The organism is Streptomyces sp. GL_140 (assembly GCF_057834465.1).
This window is the reverse complement of record NZ_CM174404.1, coordinates 8,356,047-8,376,720: the sequence shown is the minus strand read 5'-3', so window position 1 is coordinate 8,376,720 and position 20,674 is coordinate 8,356,047. Positions and strand designations below refer to the sequence as shown.

The window sequence follows — 20,674 nt, the reverse complement described above, 5'->3', positions numbered from 1 at the left end:
ACGGTCACGGTCTGGGTGGGATGCGGCGGCCAGACCGTCTCCGGCGGGGGGATCGTTCTGGTCAACGGCCGTCAGGTGCACCACGGTGGGCGGCGCGCCGACCGTCTGATGGCGACTGTGATGCCGGTCCCGTGGAGGACGTAGGCGCTTGTCGTAGCGGGTAGCGACGGCCCGGAGGTGTTTGAGCCGGTTGATGGTCCGTTCGACCTCGTTGCGGCGCTTGTAGAGCTCGCTGTCGAAGCCGGTGGGTCGGCCGCCGCCGCTGTCGCAGCGTTTGCAGTTGGTCCGCTGGTCCCTTGGTTCCGGGATGGTGTGCTTGATGTGGCGTCTTCGCAGGTGGCCGCTGTTGCGGCGTGAGCTGTCGTCATCGTCACGTGCACCTTGGTCGGAGCACATGATCAGACGAAGGCCGCCCCCACGTCCGGCGAATGCCCAGGTGAGCGACCCACCCACACCCCGGCCAGCGTCCACTTCGGCACCGCCGACGAGGTCCACGACCAGCGGGCCACCACCCTCGCCGAGGCATACGCCCGGCACCCCGAACGCTTCGGCCACCACTCCAGACCACCCCGCATCCCTCAACGCGCGTGGATCAACGACCCGGCCAAGCGCCGGGAACCCGCGCTACAAACCCCATAGCGACACAACCGTCTCACTTGACTTGAAGTCTTCCGGCCGGGCCGATGGTGACTCTGGGAAGCATGTGGGTTATCCGTGTACAAGGTGCTCCGGTGGGCAAGGCAGCCCGCCACGTAGCGCTGTCGAGAGCAAGGTCGACGCTCAGCCACCGTCTCCCGGGTGGGGCACGTTACGCAACCGCTCCTACGCAACTGTTCGACCTCGCCTGAGCCTCATCAGTCGTTGCACAGCTGCGTGGACACGCTGATCGACGAGGTTTTGGGCTGCTCAAGCCTCACTGTAACGAGCTGGTCATATTGCTCGGCAATATCAGGCTTCAACCAGGAGCAACGTGCCAGGATGCAAATCTACGCGGAGAGGGATCAACGTCCAGCGAACAACGATGAGTTGGCTGAACCTTGTACTCCCATCCGATTCCTGACGTCGAGGAGTCCTCGTGCTCGAAGGTGTGGCCGCCCTGGCCATGACAGGGGCGACAACCGTGGTGGCGACAATGGCCACCGATGCCTGGACGACGGCGCGCACACGCGTGGCTCTATTGTTCCGCCGCGCCGGAGTCGCCGAGCAGACAGCCGTCGAAGCTCAGCTGGACGGGCATGCCGCATTGGTGGCGCGGTCGGTGGATGCCGACAGCGCCCGGGAGGACCTGGTTCCCGTCTGGCGGCTGCAACTCGCGGAGTTCCTGCGCGAGCACCCTTGAGGTGATCCCCGTGGTGTGGACACACCTGACAATGGATCTTGTTGATCCTGGAAGGTGTAAATCCACGTGGCAAGGCCCTCGAAGTACAGTGCGGAGTTCCGGTCCGACGCGGTCGCGTTGTGGCGGGCCTCGGCCGGCAGGCGGACGTTTCGGGACGTCGCGGCCGATCTGAACGTCAACCCCGAGACGCTGCGGACCTGGGTGCGTGACGCCGAAGACCGTCCGGTCGCCTCCGGCGCGTCGCAGGACACCGAGGCCGAGCTGGCCCGGCTGCGGGCGGAAAACGCCAGGCTGGCCAAGGCGGAGAAGGAATGGCAGCTCGAGCGGGAGATCCTGCGACGGGCAGCCGCCTATTTCGCGCGGGAGATGAAGTGAGGACCGCCGCTTGGGACTTCGTCTCCGCCCACGCCGAGATGTACGGCATCAAGCGGATATGCCGGGTACTGGAAGTTTCCCGCTCGGGCTACTACCGGTGGATCGCCGGCGCCCAGGCGCGGGCCGAGCGGCAGGGAACCGAGGACGCCCTGGTCGCCGAGATCCGCGAAATCCATGCCGAACACCGCGGAAACTACGGCGCGCTCCGAGTCCATGCCCAACTGCGGGGCTTTGGGTACACGGTCAACCGCAAGCGCGTGGCCAGGCTGATGCGCAAGCACGGCATCGTCGGCCGCCACCTGCGGAAAAAGAAGCGCACCACGATCCCGGACCGCCTGGCGCCGCCGGTGCCAGACCTGCTCCAGCGGGACTTCACCGCCGGCACGCTGGACGAGAAGTGGTGCGGCGACATCACATACGTGCAGGTCGGAACCGCATGGCTCTACCTCGCTTGCGTCATCGACATCCGATCCCGCCGGGTACTCGGATGGTCGATGGCCCCGCACATGCGGGCCGAGCTCGTCATCGACGCACTCCAGGCCGCGGTCGCGACCCGCGGCGGCGACGTCACCGGAGTGATCTTCCACGCGGACCGCGGATCGCAATACACCTCGGCCGCGTTCGCCCAGGTCTGCGATCGGTACGGCATCCGCAGGAGCATGGGCCGGGTCGGCTCCAGTTACGACAATGCCCTGGCCGAGAGCTTCTGGCAGGGCCTGAAACGAGAAACGATGCACCGGAAGCTGTTCTCGACGTTCCGTCAGGCGAGGCTGGAGATCTTCCAGTGGCTCACCTACTACAACGCCCGCCGACGCCACAGCGCGCTGGACTACCTCTCCCCAATGGAGTTCGAACAGCAGCACCACAAGACAGTTAAACTCTCACTCGCAGCATGACCCCTGTGTCCACATTCCGGGGGTCACCTCATCATCACCCCTACTCCTGACCAGCGGAAACACCACAGCCACGACCGGAAAGACAACAACCACTTAGACGCATCGAGGCGTCCACGGGCTCGACAGGTGGTTGCGCAGCGGGTGCGTCGCGCTGGTTGGGCTCGGTCGGTGGGCCTCACGCCGGCTGCTGCGGCGCGCAGGTGGAGTCGCCGCTGCCCGCCGCTCAGCGGGTCGACGGCGTCAGAGTGGCGGCCGGCCAGGACTTCACGGCAGTTCAAAGAGCCCGGGCTCTCGCGCGGGGAGGTACGGAGGGTTTGGAGCGCCTCCCCGCGCGCTGGTCAGCGGCTTCCGTCGGTACCCGTTACCAGTGGATCACCGCGCACGGCTCCCCCTCCATTACGTTGAACTCGACACACAACCGCGTGCCGTGGGCAAACTTCTTGCCGCCCTTCCACTTCCAGCCGACCACGGAGATCTTGGTCAGGCCCCCGGTTACCGGGGTTGCGTCCTTCCACCCGGTGAGCTTCGACCGGTAGCCGTCCGGGTCGTACGTGATCAAGCGGGCGCGTAGCCCGGCCCTGTGGCCTTCCGTGGAGGCGGCTACGTCATCAACTCGCAGGCCCTTGCCCCGGACCGACAATCCGACCCCTCCGTCTTCGGCCCGCGTTGGCGTGCGCCGGTGTGGCAGCGAGCAGGAGGGCTGCCGCCGTCAGTGCGTAGATCGTCTTCCTCATGCCAGCTCAACCGGTGCGGGACGGGAAGGTCACCCGGAGGACGACCAGGGTCAGCTTGCGTCCTGTGGCGGACGGGATGCGGTTCGACATCTTGGGTCTTTCGTTTCTTCTCTTCGAAGCGCGCGAAGAGGGCTCTGCTCGTTTTCCGCTGTGCCGGGGGGCCTGCGATTCCGCCGGGCGGATCTGGCGGCGGGTACGGGTGGGCGGCCCGACGGCTTCTGGACGCCGGACGCCGGGGCAGGCACGGCGTCCGGCCGGGAGTTCCAGGGCGGGCGGCCGCGGCGACGATCCAGTTGCGGAACTCGACGGCGTAGTGCCGCAGGTGGTGGTCCAGGACCTCGTCCGGGCAGGTCACGGGGAAGTACACGGACAGGTTCGAGGTGAAACCGTCGGCGGTGTCGCCGAACTGGATCAGTGCCCGTCCGATGACGATGCCGTCGGTCAGGAAGAGGTTCGAGGACATCTTGCGCGGATATTCGGACTCCGGGAGGAGCTCGGCCGCGTCCTTGGCCCAGTCCAGGGCGTCGGTGCCCCAGCCGCCCACGTAGAAGGAAGCGATGTGGGGACCGATGTTCTCCATGTTCTCCACCACGCGCGCGCCGATCTCATCGGTGCCCATCGCGTAAAGCTCGGGGTGCGCCGCGAGGAGCGGCTTCTCGTCTCCGGCGAAGGCCTTGTCCATCCAGGCCAGGAACTCGCCCGAGGTCAGGCCCTTCGCCTGGAGCACGGTGGTGCCCCCCTTGAAGGCGCCGTCGGAGGTGCGGGCACTCTCGCGCAGGAAGGCGTTGCCTTCCTCGATGTCCGCGGCCAGGAGGTCGAGGAGCCCCTGGCGGCCCAGCAGGCTCCGGAAGCGGTCCACCGCGTGGCGGGCGTAGAAGAGCTCGAAGTCGTCGATGCTCCCGGCGCCGGCGGGTCCGGCTTCAAGCGCCGCCGACACGCCCCGTCAGGGTTGATCGGGGGCAGCGCCGAACAGGGAGTCGAGCGGATCACCCTCATAGCCGACTACGAGGCAGGCCGCCGCGACCGGTCCTCGGGAGAGCTCTGCGAGCCGGGCCAGGGCAGCCGCTTCGGAGGGCAGTCCAGCCGGATCGAGTCCGAGCGCCCGGGCCGCAAGGTCGCGTCGCCGGTCGAGGTCTGACATGTCCTGCCGGTACTCGTCGGCGATCTCCTGGAGTTCTCTGGCTGTCCGTCCGGGAGCATCCCGCCACCACGGTGCCACCAGACACAGCTGCACGAACTCCAGCAGTCCGACAGCAAGCGGTCCGGCCTCACCGTCAAGGCTGACGTACACCACGGGGCGTTCCTCACCGCCCTCACCAACGAAGCAGAACGCGTCCCCTGAACCCGCGCGTGCGAACTGCTCCAGCCGGGCCCCGGAGGCGAGCCGGACACCGTCTTCGAGCTCGTGATCGGCTGGGTTCGTCGCGTCGAGGTCCGCGACCCCGGCAAAGAAGTCGACGACTGGCTCGTCGGTAGCCAGGAGGGGCAGCAACGCGCCGGGGCGGGCCGGCACGCCGGCTGACGCATTCGATCCGTTCATCCGGCAACCGTAACTGCGGCATCCGACACCGGGGTGGCCTGACCTGTCCGTTCTCGTCCATCGTGCCCGGGAGCCATGTCGGCGAGCTGGGCAGTGACGACTGTCTTGAGACGGGACGGGCGAGCAATCCGGCTGGGATCAAGGGGCTTGGTCGTCACGGGGTCGGTGTCTCAATGGCCTTGTCAGTTCCGGTGAGCACCGACCGGGCAAGTGGCAGAACCACTGAGACTCCGCGTGGTGGATTCTCATCGATCCTGTCGGCTTTCCGGGTCAACGCTGCCTCATCGGAACGTGGCGTGGCCGCCGAACGGGCGCTCCAACGCGCACCGTGCGGCCTGAGCGGAGGTCGTCCAGCGGTGTCCTGCCGAACCGTGGTCCCTCTCGACGCGTGATGTGACGCCTACGGCTTGGCTGACGAGGTGATCGGCGATCCGGCCGGGGCTGCGGAGTCCGGCGTCCCCGCGTAGTCGGGCAGTTCGATGCCGTTGATCGCGCGCCCCACCAGCTCGGTGAACCATGCGCCGGCGAAATCGGGCGCGGCTCGGCGTCTGGCCCGGGGACGTCGCGGCTGCGGGCGTTCAATCGGCCGATCTCCTGGTTGGCCTCGACGAAGGAGCGCATCCGCGCCTCGTAGCGGGTGAACCCGGTGTCGGGGTCCCACTCGGCGGCGGCCAGCTCTCCGGCCAGCAGGTAGGCGCCGACCAGCGCCAGCCCGGTGCCCTGCCCTGACATCGGCGACGAGCTGAACGCCGCGTCCCCGAGCAGCCCTACCCGTCCGCTGGACCAGCGGTCCATCACCACCTGGGCGACCTGGTCGAGGTAGAAGTCCGGGGTGTCGTCCAGGTGCGCGAGGATGCCGGGGGCCAGCCAGCCCAGGCCCGCCATCCGTTCACGCAGCAGGCGCTTCTGGGCCGTGACGTCGCGGTGGTCGATGTCGAAGTCAGCCGAGGGGAGGTAGAACATGGCCATCGCACGGGTGGCGTCCTGGATGGGTCGCAGGAGGGCTGAGCGCCCGGACTCCTGGTCCTGGTACTCCAGCAGCCAGCGGTCCAGCCCGAACTCGTTGGGCACACTGTAGAAGGCCAGCACGTGCCCGAGGTGGCGGAGGAACCGCTCATGCGGCCCGAAGACCATCGTCCGCAGCTCCGAGTGCAGCCCGTCGGCCCCGACCACCAGGTCGAAGCGCCGCCGGTCGCCGCCCGCGAAGACCACGTCGACCCCGTCCGCGTCCTGGGCGAGCTCGGCGATCCGGTCACCGAAGATGTACTCGACGCCCTCGCGGGTGTCGTCGTAAAGCACCTTGGACAGGTCCCCGCGCAGGATCTCGATGTCCGCGATGAACCCGTCGCCACCGTCGTCGTCCGCGCGAAAGGTCTCCAGCACCTGCCCGTCCGCGTCCACGGTGTGCGCGCCGGCGGTGTCGGTGCACGCCGCGCGGACCGCCGCGTCCAGCCCCATGCGCCCGATGACCTCCTTGGCGACCCCGCGTGCGTCCACCGCCTGCCCGCCGGGGCGCAGCTCGGGAGCCCGTTCCACCACAGTCACCTCGGCCCCTCGCCGGCGCAGCCAGTGGGCCAGCGCGGGTCCAGCGATGCTCGCCCCCGCCACCAGCACCCTGGGACCGCTCACCCGCACCCCCGGCTCGCCCGTCCCGATCGTGCGCTCCTGCTCGGAGTCGTCGACGCCCATCACTGCCTCCATGTGCTTCCTCCCGCGCTGGACCGTTCCCGGCACGGGCCCACCGCTGTCGGTGGGGCCAGCAGTGTCGACTGCGGTTTCGCACAAGACTCATCGGTACGGCCGAAATCGCGTCCACGCTCCCGCAAACGCCCTGAACCCGGCATGCGCGCGCCGGGCATGGCCATGATCACCTCGACCTCGGCAGACATCGATGAGAAACGCCGGCTCCGATGAGACGCCCATCAGCCCAGACTGGTGTAGACCAGGCGACTCAGGTGGTCAGCCAGGCCGCCGCCTGAGACTTCGCCAGATCTGCGCGCAACACGGTGAGACTCGGAAAGGACCGGTGAGAACGGACATGACCTACAAGGTGGTGGTCAAGCTTGGCTGAGACGAACTGGGTGGTCGTCGAACTTCAGTGAGACCGGTCAAGGTCCGATGCGACAGGACACTTGGGCGCCCTGGCTGCTGATCGAGATGTGCGCTTCGGTCGCTGATTACGGAGATGACAGCGGGGTGTCCCTCGGGCCGACGGCAAGCCGTGTGGAACGAGGAGGGGTGGATGAACGAGCAACGAGCCCGGCTCTGGGCTGGCATCGACGCGTGTCAACGGACAGTAGGACATCCGGGTGAGCGGACAGCTCTGTTCCCTGCTGGCGGACAGTTGATCTCCCTGCCCGGTATGACAATGCTTCACCCGTGCAGCTCAACAACAGTGCAGCACGGAGGGGGAGCCATGACAGAAGTCGGTGGATGGATCTGGGAACGCAACCTGCGGTCGTTCCTGGAGCTGCTGTCGCACTACGTGGGCTACGGCTTCGATGCCACCGACTGGGAGACGGTGGCACTGGCGGTCGAGGGGACCGACGACGAGCGGTCCGACGGCTGGTACTCGTATCCCTTGGTCGGCGAGCATCGAGAGGTCGTGGTTCGGCTTGCCCGCGCAGTCGGCGGCCATGAGGTCATGCTGGCCGTGAAGGGAGCTCTGACTCCCGAACTGGAGGTCCGGGCGGACACTCTGCTGGCCGCATTCGCGGCTGGCTGACCCCATGCGAGGCAAGACCGGCCAGGACCGCACAGGCCGCGACCAGCAGCACCGACAGCAGAGAGTGACGACGCCCTCGACGGCCACGCGGGTCCGGCAGCGTCCGCAGCCGTCCCTCCAGCTCCACGATCCCACGTTGTTGACGCGTGGGTGACTTCACCAGGCAGACGGTGGCAGACTGACGACACACCGAAGCTCCGGTGATCAGACGACTTGGTAGGTCTCCCTGATCATCGGAGCTTCGTTGCATACGCACTGCCGTAATGAAAGTTCGTCACATTCCTGTGACCTGCTGGTTCTCCGAGCAGCCATGACTACGAATCAGCCCTGGGGGCTCGGTTCATCTGCTGTGTCCAGCATGTGGTTGCCGGGCGGTCAAAGCTCCACGCTACGCATCACAAGGATTGGATGGTCAATGTGACCGTTCCATTGTCGCTGGTGAGGCCTTGAGGGCTGTTGCAGGCGTTCTGCAGCACTTGGAGATTCGGTGCGATGCTGATGCGTTGAACGCTGCCACCAAGGTATTTGCCCTCGACTACCTTGCCTGTGGTGGTGGTGACGAGTGTGCCCAGGACGTTAGCGGCTGTGCTGCTCCACTCGTACCTGGTGATTTCGCCGGTGTTCCAGGTGACGGTGGTTGATCCGGTGACGGTGGATCCGAGGAGATCCACGCATGATGCCGCAGGCAGCAGCGCGTTGGTCAGGCCTGACGTGCCGGAGACCACCGCGCCACCGCCCAAGCAGTGTCCGCTGGGGGGACCGTAGGTATTGGAAGTGTTGTAGGTGACCTGCTGCGGAGTATAAGTCAGGCCAGGGCTGTAAGTGGTTGCGTATGAGCCTGTGCATGAGAGGAGGACCGGTAAAGCCGTCGCTGGAGACGCCTGGAAAAGGCAGGCCGAGATGGCGAGGGCGATAGTGACGAGGGCGGCGCGAATCTTGTTACGCCTTGCGGATATCCGGAAGGAAACGGGTGACTTACTTCTTAGCTGCATGATCGCAACTCCGATCTTTCTGGAACCCCTCAATTCCCTGAAGGATGAGAGGGGAGATGAGCCTTCATCCCTTTCTCGCACTTCAAGTTGCTAGTTCCCTGACGCCCGTCTCGAATTGACTGCTGGAGTCACGGGAAAATCATCGTGCGGCGAGGTGGTGTCCTTACAATGACAATGTTCATCAAGACCCCCGCGGGTGCCAGGGGGGTACACAGGGCGCGCGAGTCATTCAAGAGCGAGCTTGTGCTCCCAAGCGACCTGGCACGCTCCCTTCCCCCTTGCCCCCGATGATTGCTACCTGAGGCCGCAACTTCCGCTGAGAGTAATGCTGTTGCGTCGGACGTGTAGTCGGCCAGCAGCAGCGGCCGGCCGGGCTGGAGCCAGGAACGGTCGGCTGCAGGCGTGGAGGTGGGGCATCTGGTGGTCGCCCGGAGTACGTGCGCCGTGAGCGGCGTTCCGGCCTGTCCGAGGTGACAGCTGCTCCGGCGGTCGCCATCACCGCAGGATGTGACGGCGATGGGACGGCCGAGCCAGCTGATCAAGAGTGCAATGAAGTCCTGGCTGGAGAGTCTCGCCCGCCCCCGTCTTCCTGACCTTCCGCCCGCGACGGCCATCTCGAACCGGGTGCCGACGAATCCGTCTGTGATCAGCCGCCGGTAGGCACAGACGAAACCGGAGGTGCGCTCGTCCCCAGGCAGGATGGGGAACCTTGAGAAGCTCGGTGGGAAGCAGAACACGCTCGTGGCGTCGCAGAAGACACCCTCACCGAGCCAGGGGACCAATCCGCCCATCTTCCGGAGGCGTACCGGCCCGGTCGATCTGACGAACTCGCCCGGCTGTGCCGGCGGCCAGCACGAGTCGGCGAGTCTCCTGGGCCAGGAGAGGGCGCAGGTCGGCGATCGGGAATTGTGTCACCAGGAGCACCGGCGATCACCTCGTATGAAGGTCGCTGGGCTTCCCTCGAGTACGGCACGTCACCCTGCACAGTCCCGCCCGCCACCTTCCCGGTCGGCGACTGGGCAAGCACCTCGTCCGGGTGGGCTTCCTCGTAGGCCGCGATGGCGCGGAGCAGCCCGTCGTACTCGTCGTCACCGAGCCGGGGTTGGTCCCGTCGCCGTAGTACGCGGCCGACGCCGCCACGGCGGCGGTCACGGCCTCCGTGTAGGCGGCAGGGGAAGGCAGGGCCATGTTTTCGGTCATGAAGGTCATCATCCTGTCCCCCACGGACAACGCCGCCAGAGCTCGTCTTGCCACATCACGCAACCAAGCCGCTCCGGGTCACAGGGGAACGGCAACGGCGGTGAGCTAGCCTGTCCGGATGCGCAGACAGTTCACTGGCTGGCCTGAGCAGGCCATGGACGTGTTGTGGCAGCTCCAGGGCGAACCGACCCACGCGACCCGCGAGCGCTGTCGCGCGGACCGTGAACGCCTGGTCCGGCAGCCGATGATCGCCCTGCTCAACGCGGTCGCGGACACCGACCCCCGATACGAGGACTTCTCCGTCTGGCACTACCGCACCGACTCCTGGTGGTGGCAGCACCAGAGCGCGGTGATCCGGCTCGGCCGCAAGATCGAGATCGGTCTCCGGTTCTCCCTGGACGGCCTTCGGATCCAGGGCGCCTGGTGGTACCCAGATCCCGGCCAGGTGGACAGGTTCCGCAGGGCCGTTGCCTCGGAGGGGAGCGGCCGCGAACTGTCCACCATCGTCGAGGACGTGCGGAAGAAGGGCTACGACATCTCCGGGGATGTGATGAAACGTCCCCCGCGCGGCTATCCGACGGACCACTCCCGTACGAACCTGCTGCGCCACCGTTCTCTGATCGCCGCCCGTCCCCTCGGCTGCGGGGAATGGCTGCACACCCCCGAGACGGTCGACCGAGTCCTGTCAGCCGCCGCCGACCTGGACGCCCTGCTGATGTGGCTGGTCCGCCACATGAAGCAGACACCCTGACATCACGAAGGCGCCGCGCGGCACGGGAGCGTGGAAATCGTCTTTCCAGTGCTGGGTATCAGCTGCTGAGGTCGAACACGCCCCACGCGGTGAAGGGCTCGGCCTGGACGTAGATCCTGCTTCCTCGGCCGATGACCCGTCGGCGGCCCGGGGCGGTGCCATCGGGCAGGGTGAGCAGGCCGACGTCCGTTGGCTCGACCGATGATTCGGTGAGTTTGCCGTGAGCGAGTCGGTCCTGCTCCTCGCCGTAGCCGCCGTAGAAGGCCACCTGATCTCCGTGAACGGCCACTGCCTTGGCGCCCCGTACCTGGTTTGCCCAGACCCTCACTGACCGTTCGGGTCGGTCGGTGCGTATTTCGACGAGCGGGAAGTCCGTGTAGGTGCAGGCCCAGGCGGTGGTGCCCGACACGTTCAGGGCGTAGCAGTCGAAGAGACCGGGGATGTCGGCACCGTCCGACGTCCACAGGGGGTGGCCTGTAATGCTCCAGCGGCGGATGCCGGACGGGTTCTCGTCGAAGTGCCCGACCCAGATGCGGCCGGCCTCGTCCACGAGCAGGTGCTCGATGGCGTCTCCGACGGAGAAGGACGAGGTCTCCCGGCCCAGCGCGTCGAAGACCTGGACCTGGTTCCCGTCCTCGTACCGACGGGCGCGAGACGCGGCGACGACGAAGCCGCCGTCGGGCAGGCGGTCCAGGTGGGGCCAGCGGGCCCGCACGGCGCTCAGCTCGGTGAGTTCGACGTCGCCGCCCGGATCGACGGACACGACCAGGGCATCGAAGAGCACGCCATCGCCGCCGGGCTGCGGAGCGTGTTCGGCGAGCAGCCAGTGGGCGACACCGAATACGTCGACGGTACTGGTCAGGACGTGGTGCTCGTGGTGCGCTCGGGGGAGATGAGCGTAGGGAGTAAGGGCGGCCTTCTGCACAGGCGGGCTCTCCTGGGTGGGCGGTCACGGCCATCGGGCGCTGCCTTGAGCGGCGGCGCGCGAGCGATGGAGAGGGGAGCCTGGCGTCTAGACGGCATGGCCCTTTCTGGTCGTCATGAGGTGATCATCGTCAACGTCCCACCTCCTGACAAACCCTTTCGCCGCGCGGCCCCTATTGCGACTGCGGATCGACCTGGCCGGCCTCAGGGCTGGCGCACCAGCATGCACAGCCCGCCAGATCAAGTGCTCATCCGCCACCGGGACTGCGAACCCGCCCGGGATCGTGCGCGGGCACGGGCAGGTGGTGCTGTGACGCGTCACGAGGCGCATCACTGGTCACGGCAGCGGTCAGGCGATCGGCCGCGCCGTGGGGTTGTCTGCCTCAGCCCAAGGGTGAGGGGTCGGCGGGGACCGCTAGGGACTGGGGGCCGCAGCGCAGGCCCCAGCCCTTGCCCATGTCCTGTTCGTTGTAGGCGGCTTTGTTCTCGAAGACCTGGATGACGACCTTCTCCGGCGGGGTGTCGTCCATGGTTTTGGTGTGGGCGAGGGTGCAGACGAACTGGCTGAGCGCGATCTGGTCCAGTTCCCCGGTGGCCACGGACAGGGGCAGGTACAGGTAGACGGTGTTGCGCCCGGCGAAGGCCGAGGGCTTGCGGGGCAGCGGAGGGATGTGGTTGCTCAGTCCCCGGGCGCGTTCGGATGCGGTGGGGCCCTCCAGGAGCAGGGTCAGCGCCTGCTGTGCGGTGACGGTGCCGGTGGCGGGCCGGGAGGCCTGGCGGATCCCGTAGGGGCTGGCGAAGTACAGCTGGACGCTGCGGACCTCGCCCGTCTGTTGCGGTGCTCCGGTGGCCGGGCCACCCGCGCGGATCGGCCCGGTGGGAGTGATTCCGCAGCCCGCGAGGGACAGTGCCCCCGCCGCGGCGAACAACAGGCGGATGTGTCGGCGGTTCATACGGGCTCTCTCGGGGTCACGGGTTCCACGTCGGCCGGATCGTCCGGTGCGTCGTCGGACAGGGGCAGGGTGAGGGTGAACACGGCTCCGGCGCCATGGGTGTTGGCGGCCGTCAGCGAGCCCCCGTGCAGGCGGATGTTCTCGGCGGCGATGGCCAGGCCCAGGCCGCTGCCCTCGGACCGGGGGCGGGCGGAGTCCGCTTTGAAGAAGCGGTCGAAGACGTGTGGGAGCGCCGCGTCGGGGATGCCGGGGCCGGCGTCGGTGATGGTGAGTACGGCAGTGGCGTGCCGGGGGCAGGTCCGGCCGCGGACGGTGACCGGTGGGTGGCCGTGGTGGAGGGCGTTGGCGATGAGGTTGGCGAGGACGACGTCCAGGCGACGGGTGTCGATGTGCACGGGGAGTGCGTGAGGGATGTCCAGGGTGATGCGTGGGTCTGCCGCCCAGCCGCGCAGGCGCAGGGTGGTGGCGAGGGTGGTGCGCAGGTCGGTTTCCTCGGAGTGGAGTTCGGCGCGGCCGGAGTCGAAGCGGGCGACTTCCATGAGGTCTTCGACGGTGCGGGTCAGGCGCCGGGTTTCGGAGGCGACGAGGGAGACGGCCTCTGCGGTGTCCGGCGGCAGGACGCCGGAGGCGGCGTCTTCGTCGAGTACGTCGGTGACGGCGCTCATCGCGGCGAGCGGGGTGCGCAGTTCGTGGGCGACGTCGGCGGCGAAGCGGCGGGCGTTCTCCTCCAGGCGGCGCAGTTCGGTGTCGTCGTGCTGGAGTTTGGCGGCCATGGTGTTGAAGGTGGTGGTGAGGTGGGCCAGTTCGTCGTTGCCGGTGACGTCGAGGCGGGTGTCGAGGTGTCCGGCCGCCACCTGTTGCGCTCCGTGGTGCAGGCGGCGTACGGGGCGCAGGACGCGGCGGGCCGCGAGCAGGGCCGGTACGAGGGCCAGGGCGAGGGCCGGTGCGATGCCGACCTGTGCCGCCTTGACCAGGGCGGCGATGTCGGCGGCCTCCTTGTCCAGGGCGAAGACCGCGTACACGCGCAGGCCGGTGGGGTACGGGTGGCCGCCGACGGTGGCCTGGAGGGGGACGCCGACGGCGAGCCAGGGCTGCCCGTGATCCTCGAAGCGCTGGTAGGCGGCGTCGGCCCCGTCACGTACGGAGTCCCACAGCGCGTCGGGGACGGCGGGTGTGGCCGGGCTGACCCGCGCGGGAGCGGTGTGGTCGGCAACGGCCTGATTCTGTCCGGCGGTCACGGGAGCGGCGTCGCCGAGGACCGCGGTGACGGTCCACTCGCGCGAGCCGCCGACCAGGTCGAGCTGCTGGGTGAGGGTGCGCAGGTCGGCGGCGCTGGGCGGGATCGGCAGGTCGGGGGCGAGGGAGTTCAGCTGGGCGCGCAGGTCGCGTACGGCGGTGTCCTGGGTGCGTTGCAGGGTGCTCTCGCGGGCCTCGCGGAAGGTGAGGGCCGCGGTGAGCAGCGAGCCGAAGGCGGTAGCGAGGAGGAAGGCCACGACCAGGCGGGCCCGCAGGCCGCTGGTCCAAGTCGTGCGGCGGTGGCCGTTCACAGGGGGCCGAAGCGGTAGCCGAAGCCCCGTACGGTCTGGACCAGGACGGGGCGGCGGGGGTCGTCCTCCAGGCGGCTTCGGAGGCGTCGGACGCAGGCGTCGACGAGGCGGACGTCGCCGTGGAAGGTGTACTCCCAGACGCGCTCCAGGAGCTGCTGGCGGGTGTAGACCTGGCCGGGGTTGTCGGACAGGAACAGGAACAGCTTCAGCTCGGCCGGGGCAAGAGTCACCTCTGCGCCGTCCTTGAAGATCATCAGAGAGGCCCGGTCGACGGTGAGCGCGCCGTGGGTCTCGGGGCCTTCCTGGGTGCGGCGGGGAGCGGCTCGGTCGGGGTCGTCGGGTGCCGTACGCCGCAGGACGGCCCGCATCCGGGCCTCCAGGAGCTCGCCGCTGGCGGGCTTGACGAGGTAGTCGTCGGCTCCGGCCTCCAGGCCGACGATCATGTCGAGTTCCTCGCCCCGGGCGGACAGGATGACGATCGGGACCCGGGAGGCGGCACGGAGCCGACGGCACACCTCCAGACCGCTGATGCCGGGCAGCATCAGGTCCAGCAGGACGAGATCGGGGCCGAAGTCCTCGAAGGCATCCAGTCCCTGCTCGCCGGTGGCGGCGGTGGCGGTCTCGTGGCCGCGGCGGCGCAGTGCCAGTACGACGCCCCTGCGGACCGCGGGGTCGTCCTCGATGAGTAAAACGCGAGCCATGGAACCTTCCGGGTATTTAGGGATATTCATACCATTCTCGCTGATCGTCTTGGCCGGCTAGACCCCCTACGGGGCGACGACTGAGCCGGCCGTGCCCTCGTCCCCGGCGGAGTTCGCGGTGGCTTCGGCCGGGATCGGGCGGCCGGTCTGGAGGGCGTCCCAGACCAGCCCGGACTCCCGGGTGAGCGGGACGGCGCGGTTGGGGTCGCTGGTGTCCGAGGTCACCGGCAGGGTGACCATCTGCAGGTTGTCCGGGCCGATGCCCTTCAGGCTCTGGGTGAAGCCCATGAGGGACGTGATGTCGCCGAGCGCTTTGTCGGTGGTGATGGCCTTGGTGGCGGTGTCGGCGAGGTCGAGGAGCTGTTTGGGGTTGTCGAGGACGCCGATGCTCTTGACCTGCTGGATCAGGGCCTTGATGAAGGCCTGTTGGAGTTGTATGCGGCCCAGGTCGCTGCCGTCTCCGACGCTCTTGCGGGTGCGGACCAGGCCGAGGGCCTGTTCGCCGTCGAGTTTGTTGGTGCCGGCCGGCAGGTCGAGGTGGCTCGACGGGTCCTTGATCGGCTTGGTGGTCGTGACCTGGACGCCGCCGAGACTGTCAATGATCCCCTTGAAGCCGGTGAAGTCGATCTCCAGGTAGTGGCCCATGCGGATGCCCGACATCTTCTCCACCGTCGCGACCGCGCAGGCCGCCCCGCCGACGGTGTACGACTCGTTGAACATCTTGCGCGGGCCGCCCGGGTCGGTCCCGCCGCCCGATGTCTTACATGCGGGCCTGGTCACCAAGGTGTCGCGGGGTATCGACACGACGCTTGCCCTGGTGTGGCCCTCGTGGAGGTGGACGACCATCGCTGTGTCGGAGCGGGCGGAGCCGCCGTCATCGCGGCCGTAGTCACGGTTGGCACCGCCGCGGGAGTCGGAACCCAGGACGAGGATGTGCATCGAGCCGTTGTCGACGTTCGGCGGGCGGTCCTCGCCGAGAGCGGCATCGAGGTCGACCGTCTTGAGGTTGCCGTCGAGGGTGAAGTAGAGGACGCCTAGCGCCGCCCCGCCCAAGAGGGCCGCACCGGCGGTGGTCCGTCCGGCGATGGCGAGGGCTCTGCGGCGTACGGCCGGTTTGCGCCGGCGCCGGTTCGGGCGGGCTGCACTGTGGCCACGGTTCCTGTGGTGCTGACTCATGTTCTCCTGCTGCCCAGTGGTCCGTTGCCGTCGTGGTCGTTCGGCAGGGGTCAGAGGTTGGGGACTGCCGGGAACTCGTAGGTGTAGCCCTCCTGGTCGAACCAGTCCAGGAGTTCCTTCAGGGCGGCGACGCTCTGGGAGCGTTCGCCCCCGCCGTCGTGCAGGAGGACGACGGATCCCCGCTTGCCGATCTGCGCCTTCACGCGGTCGGCGATGACCGACGCACCCGGGCGCTTGTAGTCGTCGGGGTCGACGGCCCAGCCGATGTTCGCCATGCCGTGGTCGGCCGCCAGCTGTCGGGTCTCGGGGGTGAACGCGCCGCCCGGAGCCCGGTAGTAGGAGAGCGGGGCCCCGCCCGAGGCCCGGTCGATCATGGACTTCGCGTCGAGGATCTCCGCACTCTGGTAGGCGGCGTCCTTCTTGTCCATGGCCGTGTCGTGGTGCACCGAGTGATTCCCCAGACGGTGGCCCTCGGCGACGATGCGCTTGACGAGGTCGGGGTGGGCCTCGGCGTTCGGGCCGAGCAGGAAGAAGGTGGCCTTGACGTTGTGCGCGGCGAGGAGGTCGAGGACCTGGGGGGTCCACTTCGGGTCGGGGCCGTCGTCGAAGGTGAGGCTGACCCTCTTGTCGCCCGACTGGGTGCCGCTGCGGACGATTTCGGCGCCGACCGGCCCACCGACCGGTCCACCCGCTGTCTGGGAAGCGGACTGGGACACGGCTGTCGGGCGGGCCGGGTTGTCGGTGTCGGCGGCGGACATGGTCACGGCGGTCAGCACGAGGCCGGCCGACACGGCCGCGACGGCCATGCCCGTCGGGATGCCGCGCCGTGTGAAGTACGGGGAACGAGGGCGGACGGACACGGCTACCTCCGGAGGAGCATGGGACGGGGGGACGTCGCCATGCAAACACCACGAAATCGCTGTTCGGGCCTTCGTCATCGTCCCGTCACAGACCGGTGGAAGAGCCGTCAAATCGCACAGGGCGCGGTGCGTCGGCGCCGCTCCTCACATTGCCGCGGTTCGATCCGGCAGGGGTGCCCACGCAAATGCCCAGGGACCACCACCAGTGGGTACGGACACCCCGCGCATACGTCACTCCAAGCGGACTCGTGCGTTTCGGCCCGGGGCCACCGGAACATCCGGCACCCCACCGCTGCTGGCCCCGGCCACCGCACGCATCGTGGTCGAAGGCGCCAACAGCCGTGGTGAGAGCGACCGCATCACCGTCACGGTCCCCGTGCGCCGCTTCCTCCAGTCGAAGGTCGGCGAGCTCAAGGTCATGAGCTGGAACCTGTGGTTCGGCGGCACCAACGTCCGCCGCGCCAAGTGGCCGCGAGCAGCGCGTCGGCCAGCAGCAAGCCCCGGGCAGCGATCCGGTCCCGGCCCGACAGCTCCCGCCAGGCCGCCCGCACCCCGTCCATCCACACCCGGACGCACCGTCATCCGGGCGTTGGAGCCGCCCCGTCACCGTGTACGCGCCGCACCCTGGCCGGTACGGCCTGCCGCCCGTGGGCGGGGATCGCGGCTTCGGCCGGGGCCGGCACTCATAGGCGTCTTTGCCGGGCTGTTTCCAGCGGGGCCGTTACATCCCGCCGAAAACAGGCGCGACGCCATCCCGCCGATCCGCCTGCCGACAGCACGGCACGATCCGTATGGAAATGCGGTACGGCACCGCCTAGCATCCGGATCCCCTGCACAGACGGAGAGCCTGAGCCGTGTCAGGCGGAATCCGGGCCGGGCCGGGCACCGACAATTTTCAGACACACCAATGGACACATCGAACACTCCGCCGTCACTTCACCCCAGCAGGGCATTACGGAAAGTGATATTTTGCGGGTACATGAGATTTATCGAGCCGCACAAAAGAGACATACGGGCAAATAGAAGCCCTACCGCATGGATGGCAGGATATGTCCGCTGCACAGGTGTCGCATGCCACGATACGGACATTCCTTAACTCATCGAATATCGACAAAGGAATCGGCATGCGCAAGTCTCTGAGGTTCGCAGCTACTCCCCTTCTCGCACTTTCCCTGGCCGCTATTTCCTCGACCGCGATGGCCGAATCCAGGCCCGGCGAAGAGCAGGTGTTCTCGGCAGGCGGGGGGACTCGAGTACAGTCACTCGCGGAAGCCCGTAGGCAAATGCGAGAGTTCGAGTCGACCCATTCCGTACAGTGCACAGAGAGCTGGTCTGAGCAGCTTTTCCTGCCCCGCCACATGTGGGCTTCCTTCGTCTACGCCACGTGTGTGCCTGCGACTGACACGACCGCTTAGAGGTTGTCTCACGTGGGACAGGTTCCTGAGCTCCTTGCAGCAGGTCGGGGCGGTGACCACATCTGCACGGCTCCGCCAGTCACTGCGGACCGCGTACGGGATCTTGAGACCATGAGCAGCCCGTGGCAGGCTCGTGCCCCATGATCGATGAGTTCGCGAAGGACAACCTGCACAAGAGACTGCGGCGGGACCGTGAGGCGCTGCTCTGGAAGCTCGACGGCTTGTCCGAATACGACGCCCGCCGGCCGTTGACAGCGACCGGGACCAACCTCATCGGCCTGGTCAAGCACGTGGCCACGGTCGAGGCCAGGTACTTCGGTGAGGTCTTCGGCCGCCCTTCTCCGGAACCGCTGTGCCGGTGGCAGGACTCCGACGGCAGTGATCAATGGGCGGCCGAGAACGAGACACGCGATCAGATCGTCGGGTTCTACCGGCGCACGTGGCAACACTCGGACGCGACAATCAACGAGCTTGCCCTCGATGCCTCCGGCCACGTGCCCTGGTGGTCGGAGCCTTATCCGAAGACGAACCTGTTCGCCATCATGGTCCATGTCCTCGGCGAGACCATCCGGCATGCCGGGCACGCCGACATCCTGCGCGAGGGCGTCGACGGCCGGACCGGGATGCGCGCCGAAAACGAGCAGCCGATCGACGAGGAAGCCCGCGCGGCCTACTTCGCTAAGGTCGAGCAGGCCGCCAGGCCGACCGCACCAACCAAGGCCTAGAAGGCTGTCCCACGACGTGACGTGATGTTCGAGCGGCATGATGCCGGTCGTCAGTGCTGATCTGTCGAAACGTCTGGTTCCTGATGCACGCTGGGGGCAGGTTGCCTCGCTATTGCCGTCGTTCGCGACTCGAACGCAAGGTGGTGGACCGCTCCGTGTGACGAACGGGCCGTGTTCACGGCAGTGGTGTGAGTCCTGACCACTTGGTTGTGCCTGGCAACATCTGCCGCCCGACGCTCGGCACGTCCCCCGCCACCGCGCATCGGCGCTTCACGATATGGACCGAGGCCGGCTATGGCGTCGGCTCCACCGGGCGGTCCTGGACGGACTCGGGGCACAGGGCAAGGTGGATTGGATCTCGGCGCGACGCTGATCGTCAGGCGGCCGGCCCAGTACGAAGCCGCCGCACATCCCGCGCGAGCGTGTACAAAGCGCTGAGGAAGATCACAATCCCGGCCACGAGCCAGAGGACTGACGACCCCGAGCGGTACTCGCGAACGCCGAGAACGAGCAGCATCACGCTGGGAAGGACACAAAAGGCCGAGATCAGAGCACTGATGCGGTTGGTCACTGGGACATCATCAACGACAACCTCGACCAAGGGAACTGATCCAAACGAATCTGCCTAGTTGTCCCGCAGGCGTGCGTGGTACCTGGCCGGTTCCGCTGTCCGTGGCTCCCCGTAAGGTCTGCACATGGTTGATCAGCAGTGGAGCGGGGTCCTCAGCGTGTGCTCGCGTTGGGCGCCCAGCCATCGAGCGCCAAGGTGCCCGGCTCGCGCGGGCACGGATGGGTCCTAGAAGACCCGCTGGCGGATTACGGACTTGCCGAACTCGAAGCACAGGGAGTTGTGCGCCTGCCGGAGGATTACCGCAGCTTCCTCACCTGCGTGGGCGCCGGCGCGGGTTCTGCGTACGTCCTCTACCCCGGTCGCTGTGTCCAAGGTCGCTGGCGTTGGGAAGGAGACGGCGCAGATCGGGCCGATCTGACCATGCTCGCGCGACCCTTGCCTGACCGCGGCCCGGATCCCAAGGACCTCGACGCGCTTCTCGCTGTTCGTCCTGAGGAAGAGGACTTCGACGAGATCGCACGGCGCGTCGCCGTCGAGCTGTCCACGCCGCCGAGGAGTCACCACGAGCACCCCCGCCGCCCCGTCCACGCACGACAGACCGCAGCCTGCGACCTGGTCCCCCAGCCAGGCCGGAGCCTGCACATAATGCGGCGCTAACTGCACTATCGCCGATCGCGGCCTGCCCTGATCTACGCCTCTAGGAAGTGCGTGTCCCAGTACGCCGTTCTCGGGCCTGACGGGACCGCCGTCGCCACCGGCAGTGGCCGACTACACGTGCTTCCTGCATCGCGTCGAGGTCGCGGGCGAGACTCCTGAGCCGCTCGTCCGCCACCACTACGGGTCCCGCGTCCAGGCCGCCGTCGAGCCGGAGTTGTGCCGCCAGGGCGTACGGACCACGGTCATGGCGGAGAACGGGATGCGCGTCGACGTCGGCGGGCAGGAGACCTGGGCGCCGGTCGGGATCGCCCTGGCCCTGGCGGTGTGTGCCGTCGCCGGGCTCGTGCAGAGCGGATGGGCCAGGGCCGGCCGTCTCCTATCTGCCCGCCGCGTCGGGCCTGAGGCGAAGGCACGGGTCGGGCTGGCGGCCCTCTGCCGGATCGCCATACCCCACGAATCCCGGTCGGGAAGGCTCTGGCGGCCGGTTGTTGTCCAGCTCGAGCCCGGCGGTGGAGCGGGACCCCAGACGATCGGGCACCGCGTGGGTCTTGAGAGGATCGCTCCATGGCAGAACAGGATGATCAGCTGACTCA

General features: G+C 67.8%; 20 protein-coding genes and 2 pseudogenes. 7 read left to right on the top strand and 15 right to left on the bottom strand.

Going from position 1 to position 20,674, the window contains the following annotated elements:
* Positions 1 to 71: 71 nt before the first annotated feature.
* Positions 72 to 387 (bottom strand): annotated as a pseudogene (locus AC3IYJ_RS38530) (IS5/IS1182 family transposase); the annotation flags it as partial.
* Between AC3IYJ_RS38530 and AC3IYJ_RS38525 the strand changes: the two are divergent.
* The 3 genes from AC3IYJ_RS38525 (at position 382) to AC3IYJ_RS38515 (ending at position 2,610) form a co-directional block, all read left to right on the top strand.
* Positions 382 to 639 carry a hypothetical protein gene (locus tag AC3IYJ_RS38525; RefSeq protein WP_489399152.1) on the top strand — a complete coding sequence of 86 codons (258 nt, stop codon included), beginning with the start codon at positions 382 to 384 and terminating at the stop codon, positions 637 to 639. The pseudogene AC3IYJ_RS38530 and the gene AC3IYJ_RS38525 overlap by 6 nt on opposite strands.
* 436 nt (positions 640 to 1,075) lie before the next feature.
* On the top strand, positions 1,076 to 1,339 hold the full coding sequence (locus AC3IYJ_RS38520) for a hypothetical protein (RefSeq protein WP_489399151.1): 264 nt from the start codon (positions 1,076 to 1,078) through the stop codon (positions 1,337 to 1,339).
* A 66-nt stretch (positions 1,340 to 1,405) separates the two neighbouring features.
* Positions 1,406 to 2,610, top strand: a protein-coding gene (locus tag AC3IYJ_RS38515) for an IS3 family transposase (RefSeq protein WP_489399112.1) whose coding sequence is annotated in 2 segments (ribosomal slippage) — positions 1,406 to 1,646 and positions 1,646 to 2,610 — 1,206 coding nt in all. Because the reading frame shifts where the segments join, the coding sequence is not laid out codon by codon here.
* A gap of 361 nt (positions 2,611 to 2,971) precedes the next feature.
* On the opposite strand, the gene AC3IYJ_RS38510 is transcribed toward AC3IYJ_RS38515, so the two are convergent.
* The 4 genes from AC3IYJ_RS38510 to AC3IYJ_RS38495 form a co-directional block, all read right to left on the bottom strand.
* Positions 2,972 to 3,169, bottom strand: a complete 198-nt coding sequence (locus AC3IYJ_RS38510) for a hypothetical protein (RefSeq protein ID WP_489399150.1) — start codon at positions 3,167 to 3,169, stop codon at positions 2,972 to 2,974.
* A 41-nt stretch (positions 3,170 to 3,210) separates the two neighbouring features.
* Positions 3,211 to 4,281, bottom strand: coding sequence for a hypothetical protein (locus AC3IYJ_RS38505; protein ID WP_489399149.1), 1,071 nt, complete (start codon positions 4,279 to 4,281; stop codon positions 3,211 to 3,213).
* 6 nt (positions 4,282 to 4,287) lie between these two features.
* The gene (locus AC3IYJ_RS38500; protein WP_489399148.1) at positions 4,288 to 4,884 is read right to left on the bottom strand and encodes a hypothetical protein; all 597 of its coding nucleotides are present in this window, start codon (positions 4,882 to 4,884) and stop codon (positions 4,288 to 4,290) included.
* Positions 4,885 to 5,154: 270 nt separating this feature from the next.
* The gene (locus AC3IYJ_RS38495; protein ID WP_489399147.1) at positions 5,155 to 6,585 is read right to left on the bottom strand and encodes an FAD-dependent monooxygenase; all 1,431 of its coding nucleotides are present in this window, start codon (positions 6,583 to 6,585) and stop codon (positions 5,155 to 5,157) included.
* 715 nt (positions 6,586 to 7,300) lie between these two features.
* On the opposite strand from AC3IYJ_RS38495, the gene AC3IYJ_RS38490 reads away from it, so the two are divergent.
* Complete coding sequence (locus tag AC3IYJ_RS38490; RefSeq protein ID WP_489399146.1) at positions 7,301 to 7,609, top strand: hypothetical protein; 309 nt, start codon at positions 7,301 to 7,303, stop codon at positions 7,607 to 7,609.
* A gap of 395 nt (positions 7,610 to 8,004) precedes the next feature.
* Here AC3IYJ_RS38490 and AC3IYJ_RS38485 read toward each other — a convergent pair whose 3' ends face one another.
* On the bottom strand, positions 8,005 to 8,334 hold the full coding sequence (locus tag AC3IYJ_RS38485; protein ID WP_489399145.1) for a hypothetical protein: 330 nt from the start codon (positions 8,332 to 8,334) through the stop codon (positions 8,005 to 8,007).
* A 395-nt stretch (positions 8,335 to 8,729) separates the two neighbouring features.
* Positions 8,730 to 9,461 (bottom strand): annotated as a pseudogene (locus AC3IYJ_RS38480) (hypothetical protein); the annotation flags it as partial.
* Between the two features lie 458 nt (positions 9,462 to 9,919).
* Between AC3IYJ_RS38480 and AC3IYJ_RS38475 the strand changes: the two are divergent.
* Positions 9,920 to 10,552, top strand: a complete 633-nt coding sequence (locus AC3IYJ_RS38475; RefSeq protein WP_489399144.1) for a DUF2461 family protein — start codon at positions 9,920 to 9,922, stop codon at positions 10,550 to 10,552.
* 58 nt (positions 10,553 to 10,610) lie between these two features.
* Here AC3IYJ_RS38475 and AC3IYJ_RS38470 read toward each other — a convergent pair whose 3' ends face one another.
* The 6 genes from AC3IYJ_RS38470 to AC3IYJ_RS38445 all read right to left on the bottom strand — a co-directional run bounded on the left by AC3IYJ_RS38470 (position 10,611) and on the right by AC3IYJ_RS38445 (position 16,713).
* Positions 10,611 to 11,477, bottom strand: a complete 867-nt coding sequence (locus AC3IYJ_RS38470; RefSeq protein ID WP_489399143.1) for a hypothetical protein — start codon at positions 11,475 to 11,477, stop codon at positions 10,611 to 10,613.
* A gap of 382 nt (positions 11,478 to 11,859) precedes the next feature.
* Positions 11,860 to 12,429 carry a GerMN domain-containing protein gene (locus AC3IYJ_RS38465; protein ID WP_489399142.1) on the bottom strand — a complete coding sequence of 190 codons (570 nt, stop codon included), beginning with the start codon at positions 12,427 to 12,429 and terminating at the stop codon, positions 11,860 to 11,862.
* The gene (locus AC3IYJ_RS38460) at positions 12,426 to 13,976 is read right to left on the bottom strand and encodes a sensor histidine kinase (protein ID WP_489399141.1); all 1,551 of its coding nucleotides are present in this window, start codon (positions 13,974 to 13,976) and stop codon (positions 12,426 to 12,428) included. The genes AC3IYJ_RS38465 and AC3IYJ_RS38460 overlap by 4 nt, the downstream gene beginning before the upstream one ends.
* Positions 13,973 to 14,677: a response regulator gene (locus tag AC3IYJ_RS38455; RefSeq protein WP_489399140.1), complete on the bottom strand. Its 705-nt coding sequence runs from the start codon at positions 14,675 to 14,677 to the stop codon at positions 13,973 to 13,975. Before AC3IYJ_RS38455 ends, AC3IYJ_RS38460 begins: the two co-directional genes overlap by 4 nt.
* A gap of 66 nt (positions 14,678 to 14,743) precedes the next feature.
* Positions 14,744 to 15,853, bottom strand: coding sequence for an LCP family protein (locus AC3IYJ_RS38450; protein WP_489399139.1), 1,110 nt, complete (start codon positions 15,851 to 15,853; stop codon positions 14,744 to 14,746).
* A 50-nt stretch (positions 15,854 to 15,903) separates the two neighbouring features.
* Positions 15,904 to 16,713: a polysaccharide deacetylase family protein gene (locus tag AC3IYJ_RS38445; RefSeq protein WP_489399138.1), complete on the bottom strand. Its 810-nt coding sequence runs from the start codon at positions 16,711 to 16,713 to the stop codon at positions 15,904 to 15,906.
* A gap of 1,555 nt (positions 16,714 to 18,268) precedes the next feature.
* Between AC3IYJ_RS38445 and AC3IYJ_RS38440 the strand changes: the two genes are divergently transcribed.
* Positions 18,269 to 18,853, top strand: coding sequence for a DinB family protein (locus tag AC3IYJ_RS38440; RefSeq protein ID WP_489399137.1), 585 nt, complete (start codon positions 18,269 to 18,271; stop codon positions 18,851 to 18,853).
* A 376-nt stretch (positions 18,854 to 19,229) separates the two neighbouring features.
* On the opposite strand, the gene AC3IYJ_RS38435 is transcribed toward AC3IYJ_RS38440, so the two are convergent.
* Together AC3IYJ_RS38435 and AC3IYJ_RS38430 are read right to left on the bottom strand one after the other, a co-directional pair.
* Complete coding sequence (locus AC3IYJ_RS38435) at positions 19,230 to 19,424, bottom strand: hypothetical protein (RefSeq protein WP_489399136.1); 195 nt, start codon at positions 19,422 to 19,424, stop codon at positions 19,230 to 19,232.
* Between the two features lie 225 nt (positions 19,425 to 19,649).
* A complete protein-coding gene (locus tag AC3IYJ_RS38430) occupies positions 19,650 to 20,012 on the bottom strand; it encodes a hypothetical protein (protein ID WP_489399135.1) in 363 nt (120 codons plus the stop codon).
* Positions 20,013 to 20,184: 172 nt separating this feature from the next.
* Here AC3IYJ_RS38430 and AC3IYJ_RS38425 point away from each other — a divergent pair, with 172 nt between their 5' ends.
* Positions 20,185 to 20,670 carry a hypothetical protein gene (locus AC3IYJ_RS38425; protein WP_489399134.1) on the top strand — a complete coding sequence of 162 codons (486 nt, stop codon included), beginning with the start codon at positions 20,185 to 20,187 and terminating at the stop codon, positions 20,668 to 20,670.
* Positions 20,671 to 20,674 lie beyond the last annotated feature (4 nt).